Here is a 10620-nt window from a genome sequence, read left to right as displayed (position 1 = left end):
AGCAATTTATCGCGAAAGAATGCTGTCGCAAGCAGCTTAGTAACGGGATTTCTGTATGAGGGTGTTTTCAAACTGCACTTTTTTTGACAACTCCACTTCTTCGTCTTGCAGATGATCACCAGATCATCTGCATAACGCGTCAGTTCCCCAAGCTTACCGCCATGTCGTTCCCACAGAAGATCAAAGTAATTCAGGTAGATGTTCGCCAGCAGTGGTGAGATCACTCCCCCTTGCGGTGTACCCAAGTCTGAGCGTCGGATGTTTCCTTCTTCCATCACTCCCGCACCTAACCACTTCCTCACCAACTTCAAGATTCGCCTGTCACTGATCCGCATTTCGATCAGCTTCATCAGTTTCTCCTGATTGATGTTGTCGAAGTAGCCTTGGATGTCGACGTCGACCACCCAATTTCCTTTGCGGTTGCATGCTTTCCGGATTCGCTCCAACGCCTGTTTCGCGCTCCGCTTAGGCCGAAAACCGAAAGACGTGTCCTGAAAATCCGCCTCGAAAATGGGTTCCATGACGAGTTTGGTCGCCATCTGGATGACGCGGTCTCTCACCATCGGGATCCCCAGCGGTCGCAGTTTGCCATCTTTCTTCGGGATGTAGTGGCGTCTAACGGGTTGTGGATGGTACTTCCCTTCTTTCAGTAGCCGTTGACATTCAAGCACAAAACGCATTTCTCCCTGTTTCTCGATGTCTGCCAACGTCTCTCCATCCACTCCTGCCGAGCCCTCGTTGGCTCGTACCCTTCGCCACGCTTCCCATAAGATGTCTACCCGATAGACCTTGTCGTACAGCGCGTGAAATCTTCGCTTCTTGTTCTCCTTGGCCGCATGACCGAGTTTCCCTTGGAGTTGTTGAACGTTTTCCTCTGGTGTTGTTAGCCGTTTGGCATTCACTGACTCGTACCTCCTCAAGAAACTTGAACAAAGCAGGGCTCCTTCCCTCCCGCAGGTTGTGTTGTCCTGCGTTCCACGGTACTATGAGCCCCTCGGACTCCCTTCCTGCAGACCGTTCACTTCACCTCTGGGGCTTATAGAAGGCCTCTTTACGGTTTCTGCAACCGTGCAGGGGAGGGCCTCCCCAGTTCACTGCATCCTCTTTCATACCATGCCGTTCCCTCTACGCCGGAGGATTCTTCACTGCCGCTCCAAGTTCTAGGCAGCTTCCATGGCCTTCGTCCATGTACGCGGGACTCGGCTTCCTCTTTTCCCTCTTGCGAGGCCTTTTTGACGACGCGGCAGGATTCACTTTCATGTTACGGCCTGGTATGTTGCTCGCCCTGCCTCTGACAGGTACTTTCGTCGATACGCTTCTACGTACAGATTTCGCCATACGTAGGTATCCTAGCTACGCGGGGGCTTGGCCCTTCCCGCGACCGGACTTTCACCGGCTAGAAGATGCGTGCTTAGCTGGGCACGCCGCAAAAAAAAGGTGCAGAAGCAAAAGCGCTTCTGCACCAAACCTTATTGTGACAACAGCTCCAACAATCTCAGGATACTGGTGACCGCTTCCGCGCGGGTCAGCGTCTCATTCGGCGCGAAGAGATTGCGATCGCGACCGTGAATGATGCCCATGATACGAACCTCTTCCACGTAACTTTTCGCCCATGCCGGAATACGGGCATCGTCTGCAAATCGGGTGTGCGTATGGTCGGTCAACTCCGCTCCTGTTGCTCTTGCGATCATCACCGCCATTTCCACACGAGTGACCGGGCGACCAGGTCGAAATGTTCCATCTTCATATCCTGAAACAATGCCTGCCCTTGCCGCCAAATCAATCGCTTGCTTTGCCCATTCGCCAATTTGCTCCCCGTCCGCAAAAGCAGGCGCATCGCCTCCCGCTTCTCCTTCCAGCCGCAAGGCACGAACGAGCATCAACGTAAATTCAGCGCGGGTGACGGCATGATCCGGTCTAAACGTACCGTCAGGGTATCCGGCAATGATGCCTTTTGCATAGGCTTCCTGAATGAACGGCTCCGCCCAATGACCCGCAATATCCGCAAATAACGGCTCCGGGGAAGGCGGGTCCGGCATCTCCTCTTGCATACGTTCCACGGTGATGGAATACGTTCTGCGCGTTCCGTCTTCTGCAGTGACCACGATGTCAATGATATCCGTATCCGTGTGCAAGGGGATGCGAATGCTTCCCTGATCACTCCGGACTTGCCGACCATTCACGCTGATTCCAGCCTGATGATGTGCAGCACGGATCGTGAGCTGGATGCTGTCAGCATCATGCGGGATCAAAGCCTTGTACGTCGTAATGTCCCCCGAAAATTCCGGTATCAACGCGCCTTCTGACAAGATGAGCTCCCTCAGTGTTGCATTGCCGGAGCGGATATAGACAGGCGGACTCGGCGGTTCTGAAGAAACCGGCTCCCGCTCTAAACGAAAGCGCCGGGATATTCGGTAACTCTCTTGACCAACCTGATCTTTGGCGTAAATGTGCAAATACCAGTCGCCGCCGTTTTTGTCTGCATGACTCAACGTGCTTTGGTTAATGAAAGGTTGCCAATATGCATGTTCATCCAACGGGTCTGAACTCGTTGACCAAACATAACGGAGGGAAGCGGCATCGATCCCGCTGCCGTCGTCCTTCACGTTGACTTGACTGGATATGGTCCGCGAAAGGGTTTCATCGCCGTCGGGTTTCAATTCGATCTCCGGATTCGTGTGATCGATACGGATGAGTACATGCTCGCTCATTTCATTGCCTAATACATCTTCCACTCTGAACCAAAGCGAGTACTGCCCCTCTGTTGTGAAGTCGAGCGGATCATGATAAATCTCCCAAGCCGCTCCTTCATCCAACGAATATGCAATGGGCCGCAGCGCGATCCCGTGGTCATGAGAAGCATAAACCGCTGCGGTCACACTTTGGTTCGTCCACGTTCCGCTGGGATATGCTTTACTGTCATTATCGGTAAAATACAAATCCACATCCAGCTTCAGGCCGCTTCTGCTGATCTTCACGGTCCGCTCAACGATCGTACTCTTATTGCCGATGTCATCCATCGCTTGCGCCTGGATCTTCGTTTGCCCTTCTTCCGTCACCTCTAAGCGGATAGGTGTACCGTTAAATGCACGATCCTCCCACTCCTTGTCGCCGACTTTCACACGAATCGTGTGAACATCTGTCTGCCTTGGGTTAGCGGCGCTGTGGTCGATCGCCACTTCCACTTTGGCAGCATTGGTCCAGCCGTCGGGATGAAGGGTGATCGTCGGCGGTTCCGGATTTCCGCTGTCCACGACGATGTCGAGAGTCTCGGACTTGTCGAATAAGGAGACGGTGATCGTCGCTTTGCCGCCTTTGACGGTGCTGACCTCCCCGTTAGGATCAACACGCACAATTTCGGGGTCATCCGGATCAACGCTATACCTGGCGGTTGTTGTCGCATTGTAGCGATCCCCGTTTTGATGTTCCGTATTCACGGTAATGTGGGTCTTGTCGTCAAGGTTCAACTGATCGTTTGCAATGGACGCAGCCCAGGAGATGAGCGGGTTTTGCCATTGGAGAAATGGCCGATGTCCGTCGTACTGGTACCAGCCCTCTGTGAGATCCCAATCCTTAAATGTTTCCGGATCGCGGAGATCCGCCTCTTCCACAGGTATTCCGATTCCATTGTCAGGGAGTTCACCATCCGTATAGCTATCGGTCAACCAGTAGCTGCCGGCGACCTCAATGATATTTCCTCTTTCTTCATATTCATTATTCGCCCCGACCAGCCCGCCAGTCTCAGAATGACCTGTTACCTTGCCTGTCGCGTAACAATGCTCAACTTCTATCACTGAACTTATTGGCGAATCGTAACCATTTGTAACATTAAATCCGATCAAACCACCCACGTATTGCTTACCGTTGACATTCCCTGTCGCATAGGAGTTCTTAATTCTGACCACACCAGATGGAAGGGCTTCAGCTTTACCAACAAATCCACCTACAAGCTGGTCTCCATTAACCTCCCCAGTCGCATATGAATTCGTGATTTCATTGACACTTCCTATATTTCCCGATGAAATTATGCCAACTAAACCACCTACAAGATTATTTATGCCCGCAACGTCACCAGTTGCAAATGAATCGCGAATCGTAATCTTTTTACCAGTCGAACCCCTAAATAGACCTGCCAGACCCCCGACTTCACGCTCTCCGACAACTTCGATATGGGCGGATGACCCGATCACGTCATTTCTAACAATACCGGCTAACCCGCCAACCTTCATTTCTCCTCGAATAAGGGTTCCCGTTACCGTACTGTTTTCAATCATCCCGTAGCTATACCCTACTAACCCGCCGATGTAATCATACCCCTTGATCTCCACGACCTCGAGATGGACATTCCGGATGACAGCCGTTTCTGACGTTACTCCAAACAAAGATTGGTAGTTCTCATCTTCACGGTTGATCTTTAAACCTGTAATTTGATAGCCGTTGCCATCAAATGTTCCGGTAAAAGGAGAAGAGTATTCCGTTGCGATTGGCAACCATCCTTCTCCGGAACTGTAAGTTGAAAGATTAATATCGGCTCCCAATTTGAAATGGGCATCCAGATAATCTCTCACTTTGTTCAGCTGTTCAGCGGTTTCGATAATATACGGGGCTTCTTCCGTGCCTGAGCCGCCGGCAAAATCACTGCTTAACGGCGCGAATGCACCGTCATCGGCGGCCTGAACCGATATGCCGACATTCCCAAACAGTTGTGTCCAGGTCCATCCGAAAAAAAGAACTAACGCCGCCAACAGAACGGATGATTTAAACGGTCTCATTTTCCTTTCACTTCCTTTCTAATGTGCGGAGACCGCAAGTTCCACATCATTGTCCGTCATAAAGTCCACTCCTCGCCTTCTCCAAGGCTTCCAGATCAATTCTTTCCATCGCAAGCATGGCCTTGTTCACGCACTGCTGTTGTTCCCCGGATTCGTCGGAACTGATCGCTTCCCAATCGGAGGGAAATACTTGTCAGCACGATGCTCTATCATCTATCCAACAATCTTAGCAGCATCACCGTCGCTTCTGCACGGGTAGCCGTTTCGTTCGGCACAAACCGGTTTCCGCCGCGGCCATCGACAATGCCAAGTTTGCGGATGGCTTCGACCGCACCTTTCGCCCACTGCGGAATCGTTTCATCATCGGCAAAGCCGGTTGACGCATTCGCGTTAAGCTGTAGTTGTAACGCCCGAGCGATCATCACCGCCATTTCTACGCGGGTGATCTGTGCGTTTGGCCGGAAGCTGCCATCGTTGTATCCATCCACGATGCCCGCTTGTACGGCCTGCGCAACGGCTTGCTTCGCCCATCCGCCGATCCGGTCATGATCCGTGAAAGTTAGCGCGGAGCCGTCACCTTCCAGTTTCAATGCACCTGCCAGCATCACAGTAAACTCGGCGCGTGTGACTGGATGATTCGGTTTAAATGTGCCATCTGGATAACCGCTGACGATGCCTTTCTCTACAGCACGCATGATGTAGTCCTCCGCCCAGTGTCCGGCAATATCAGAAAATGGCATCGACGATTCATGAGTAGCCGTCTCTCGAATCACGGTCAGCGTATATCGCTTCTCGGTACCGTCTTCCGCACGAACGACAAACGTGAACTCATTGTTGCCACTTGTCAGCTTCTTGCTGATCGGCACCGAGCGTGACAAAAGTACACCATCAACGTACACTTCGGCCGCATCGTGCGCTGCTTGAGCAATAAATACCATTTCCTCTGCATCTGTAAATACGGTGTAATCATGCACATCAGGAGCAAACGAAGGTTGTAAAGTTAACATCCGACCGTTTGCCCATATTTCCAGTGATGAAAGCTTGGCATCGCTGGAAACACGATCCGTACGGGAAGACGGTGATGACGAGGAGCTTCGCTTACGCTCGTCCAGCACGATCACACTTACCTTCGCCTTGATATTCAGCGGATTGTTCACCCACTCAGGCAATTGCAAGGTGCCTATAAATTCATAACGACCAGCCACCTTGCCATTGTATTCAGGGTGAACTTCATTCCAGCTCACTTGCACCTCAATCGTGCGAAGATCGTCCAACGTAACATACACCGAATCGGGTACGGAAACATCCTGCAACTTCGTGTTATAAGGCACATATATCGTATCTGGCCTTTAAATTTCCGTAATCGTTAGCAGTTGGCGCTCAATGTATAAAGAATAAGTGCGCTCCTCCTTTTCATTTTCTGATATAACTTGGATATAAATCGAATTGTCACCGATCTCGAGCACCGCTTCTTGCCCACCAATCACCTCATACGATGCCGATGAGTCGTAAGTTGAAGCTGTTACTGTCACGCGATCCATTGAATAAGGTACCGTCAAATAATAAGTAAACAGATCTGGATTGAAATTTTCTAAAATTTTACCATTGATTCGAATCTCAGACAACTTGGCATTCGACCCCGGTAAAACACGAACCTGTAGCTTTGCCTTCAATTTATCCGGGTTCAGATAATATTCGGGCAATTGCAAGCTTCCAGATATCCAATATGTCCCAGATTGATCCGGATTGTAATCAGAATTCACTATTTCCCAATTGACTCCCACATCCGGCTCTAACGTCTCGTTGTGCAGTTGTATAGAAACCTCGGTTGGCAAATATTGCGCTAATTGATCGCTCGTGATATGCTTGCTTATTTCAAGCGTATTGAGATCATTCACCGCTTTTACCACAGCATACGGCGTTGCGCTAACCGGAGCTGACAACTGGCTTCTACTATTCCCTTCAGTAACGGCTTGCACAGCAAACCAATATTTTGTTCCTGCCTTTAACTCATCAACCAGCCATGATGTGTCCATAAGCGGCTCGTCATTTAATGGTTTCCAGTTCGATAAATCCTGCGTATCCGGCGGCTCTGATCCTGTAGCCATATAGATTGCGTAAGAGGAGGCATCAGAAACCACCTCCCATTCAAGCTGCACAGACCTTTCTCCAGCCTTTGCCGTTACGTTAGTCGGAGCATTTATATCAACCTGCCCGATCGCATATAAATGTCCATCGTAAGAACCCACATAAATCGTACCATCGGCACCGATGGCCGCTGATGAAGTAATCGAACCGCCTGTCTGAAATGACCACCGCATATTGCCCGCTGAATCTATCGCGTACAAATTGCTGTCGTGAGTTCCGACATAAAGCATGCCATTGGCATCGACAATCGGCGTAGCATAAGTAACGTATCCAAATTCCGCCGACCATCTGGGGCTAACGTCATCCGCCGCTTGTTGCGGCGCAAATGCATAGAGTTTCGAATGAGTCTTTATATAGATCGTACCGTCAGAACCGATACCGGAGTGCTGGAGATCGGATCTTTTGCATCAAACCTCCATTGTAATTGACCCGACGAATCCAGTACATATAAATTACCATCCTCTGAACCCAAGTAGATCGTCCCATCATCCCCGATTGCCGGTGTCGCTCTGATCGCACTACCCGTTTTAGTTTCAAAGATCCATTTCGGCTTGACATCATCCGCATCTTGCTCCGGTTCAAATGCATAGAGAATACCTTCGAAATCACCCACATAGATCTTACCATCAGCTGCAATTACCGGGGACGACTTAATCATCGGCCAAAATGCTGATATTTTGTATGACCACTTTTCCCTTCCCGTGTCTCCATCGTCGGAAATTGCATGAAAAGTACCGTCCTCGGTAGCGACATAAATCGTCCCGTCCGCTCCGATGGCTGGTGAAGGGGACACGAAAACCAGTGACCCTATTTTCAAATCCCATTTCAAAGTACCGTCTGGATGAATCGCATATAAATAACTGTCATCCCCCCCGACGTAGATCGTCCCATCAGCTCCGATGGATGGCGACGAATAAATGCCGGGGTTGCCAAAATCACTACCATTGATCGCAAATTTCCATTTCTGCTCGCCACTCGCCGTCAACGCATACAAATGCCCGTCGTCTGAGCCGACATAAATTGTACCGTCTGCAGCTATCGCCGGTGATGAACGTACACGTCCTTCAGTTTTAAATGACCATTTCATATCAAACGCTTCGCTGCCGGAAAACCTCGACTGTCTCGTCCAGTTAAACGCCGTCGGTTGAATCGCTTCCAGGTCATAATTCCCTTGCTCATATCCAGAGCCTTGTATAAACGACTCAGCAGCAGATGCTTCAACGCTGCCATCGACAAGTATAATGGCCATATAACAAAAAATAGCGAATAACAGATTGAATTTTTTATTCATCTTCATATATTTCCCACCTTTGTATCAATGTATCAATGAAGAAAACGCTAAAAACCTGGCAACCATTATAAAAAGATTTACTCATTTCAAACTGAAAACATTGAAGCTAGAGTGAAAGGCTGGGCGGAGCCAGCCCCTCCTCATCAAACCGTACGTGAGGTTTTCCCTCATACGGCTTTCCGGTGATCGTCATCATGCAGCATACAGATTACAAGTGCGTTTCCAGTCTATATAGGACGGACATTGATTTCACTTCGTGACGATGAGGGAAATACTTGTCAGCACGATGCTCTATCATCTATCCAACAATCTTAGCAGCATCACCGTCGCTTCTGCACGGGTAGCCGTTTCGTTCGGCACAAAACGGTTTCCGCCGCGGCCATCGACAATGCCAAGTTTGCGGATGGCTTCGACCGCCCCTTTCGCCCACTGCGGAATCGCTTCATCATCGGCAAAGCCGGTTGACGCGTTAGCGTTAAGCTGTAGTTGTAACGCCCGAGCGATCATCGCAGCCATTTCTACGCGGGTGATCTGTGCGTTTGGACGGAAGCTGCCATCGTTGTACCCATCCACGATGCCCGCTTGTACGGCCTGCGCAACGGCTTGCTTCGCCCATCCGCCGATCCGGTCATGATCCGTGAAAGTTAGCTCAGAACCGTTGCCTTCCAGTTTCAATGCACCTGCCAGCATCACAGTAAACTCGGCGCGAGTAACCGGATTGTTTGGCTCAAAAGTGCCGTCCGGATAACCGCTGACAAAGCCTTTCTCTACAGCACGCATGATATAGTCCTCCGCCCAGTGTCCAGCGATGTCGGTAAATGCAATAACCGGTTCATTTGGCTTTGGCATTTCACGATAAATGGTCAGCGTATAGGTTTTCTTCGTGCCATTCTCCGCTTGTACCGTTAGCTCAATCGTATTGTCGCCTTCCTCCAAATCGACTTGAATACTGTCCGTAATTACCTTGCCCTTCCATATCACTTTCGCCGCGGAGTGAGCTTCTTTGACCACAATCTCAATTCGTTCGCCTTCTGTACGGGCCGTATATTCTGTTGTTCCAGAAGTAAATGAAGGGCTTAGTTTCAACGATTTCTCGTTTGCCCATACTTGCAAATCTGCCAAGTCAGCATTACTAGATAATACATATCCACCCCAACCGCCTCCTGAATCACTGTTCCCCCCTGGTGCTCTTGGGGTCGCTGTCGCTACGTTGGAGATATCACTGGCTCCTTCCTCAGAGATAGCCTTCACTGCAAATGCATACGTTGTTCCGTTCGTCAATCCTGTGACGATATAGGAGTTCGCTGTAACATTCGATTGAATGAGCTTCCAGTTCGCCGGATCGACAGAAGCCGATGGGCCTTCCGCTTGGTAAACTGCGTAAGTCACGCTGCCTGTTCCCGTGACAGCATCCCACTTTAATGTAACGGAACGATCAGCCGCAGAAGCTGTTAAATTCGCTGGTGCAGGTATCGTTGCAATCGTATACTGTTCCTCCATCTCTTCGCTGTCAAGCATGCCAGCCTTTACTGCAATTGCCTTGAGCGTCATCTCCGAGGTCACTTCAATGGGTGTGGTATATTCCATACTGCTGCTTGTCGGCGTGCTGCCATCCGTCGTGTAATAAATCGTCGCTCCTTCGGTCGACGAACTCAATGTCACCCTTGTACCAGACGGAACCGTACCGCCTGATGGATCTGCAACAGGTTTCGCTACTTGATCAGGTGATAGAATCGTATATTGTTCTTCCATCTCTTCGCTGTCGAGCATGCCAGACTTCACTGCAATTGCCTTGATCGTCATCTTTGCGGTCACTTCGATGGGCGTGGTATATTCGGCACTGTTGCTCGTTGGCGTACTGCCGTCCGTCGTGTAGAAAATCGTTGCTCCTTCAGTTCTCGTGCTCAACGTCACCTTGGTGCCAGATGGAACCGCACCACCTGATGGATCTGCAACAGGTTTCGCTACTTGATCAGGTAATAGGATCGTGTAATGCTCCTCCAGCACTTCGCTGTCTAGCATACCTGCCTTCACCGCAATCGCCTTGAGCGTCATCTCTGTTGTCACTTCGATGGGCGCGGTATATTCGGCACTGCTACTAGTAGGCGTGCTGCCGTCCGTCGTGTAGTAAATCATTGCTCCTTCCGTTGTCGTGCTCAATGTTACCTTGGTGCCGGATTGAACCGCTCCGCCCGCAGGACTTGCGATCGGCTTGGCAACTTGATCAGGTAATAGGATCGTGTAATGTTCCTCCAGAACTTCGCTGTCTAGCATACCTGCCTTCACCGCAATTGCCTTGAGCATCATTTCCGAGGTCACTTCGATGGGCGCGGTATATTCGGCACTGCTACTAGTAGGCGTGCTGCCGTCCGTCGTGTAGTAAATCATTGCTCCTTCCGTTGTCGTGCT

General features: G+C 50.3%; 6 protein-coding genes. All 6 read right to left on the bottom strand.

Features of this window, described 5'->3' with window-relative positions; all coding sequences use genetic code 11:
* On the bottom strand, positions 1 to 902 hold a 902-nt coding region (gene ltrA, locus J2Z18_RS30090; protein ID WP_312889716.1), incomplete at its 3' end, for a group II intron reverse transcriptase/maturase.
* Between the two features lie 567 nt (positions 903 to 1469).
* A complete protein-coding gene (locus J2Z18_RS30085; protein ID WP_007130934.1) occupies positions 1470 to 4772 on the bottom strand; it encodes an S-layer homology domain-containing protein in 3303 nt (1100 codons plus the stop codon).
* A gap of 209 nt (positions 4773 to 4981) precedes the next feature.
* Positions 4982 to 6046 carry an S-layer homology domain-containing protein gene (locus J2Z18_RS30080; RefSeq protein WP_138919337.1) on the bottom strand — a complete coding sequence of 355 codons (1065 nt, stop codon included), beginning with the start codon at positions 6044 to 6046 and terminating at the stop codon, positions 4982 to 4984.
* Positions 6047 to 6121: 75 nt separating this feature from the next.
* Positions 6122 to 7150: a cadherin-like beta sandwich domain-containing protein gene (locus J2Z18_RS30970; RefSeq protein WP_083832634.1), complete on the bottom strand. Its 1029-nt coding sequence runs from the start codon at positions 7148 to 7150 to the stop codon at positions 6122 to 6124.
* A 119-nt stretch (positions 7151 to 7269) separates the two neighbouring features.
* Positions 7270 to 8217 (bottom strand): PQQ-binding-like beta-propeller repeat protein, encoded by a 948-nt coding sequence (locus J2Z18_RS30070; protein ID WP_210095776.1) that lies wholly within the window; start codon positions 8215 to 8217, stop codon positions 7270 to 7272.
* 288 nt (positions 8218 to 8505) lie between these two features.
* Positions 8506 to 10620, bottom strand: a 2115-nt coding sequence (locus J2Z18_RS30065; protein WP_210095775.1) for a chitobiase/beta-hexosaminidase C-terminal domain-containing protein, incomplete at its 5' end; no start/stop codon positions are given.

The sequence above is a fragment of the Paenibacillus lactis genome (assembly GCF_017873605.1).
Classification (GTDB): Bacteria; Bacillota; Bacilli; order Paenibacillales; family Paenibacillaceae; genus Paenibacillus_AQ; species Paenibacillus_AQ lactis.
The sequence above is the reverse complement of the archived record's forward strand: the minus strand, read 5'-3'. Positions and strand labels throughout refer to the sequence as shown.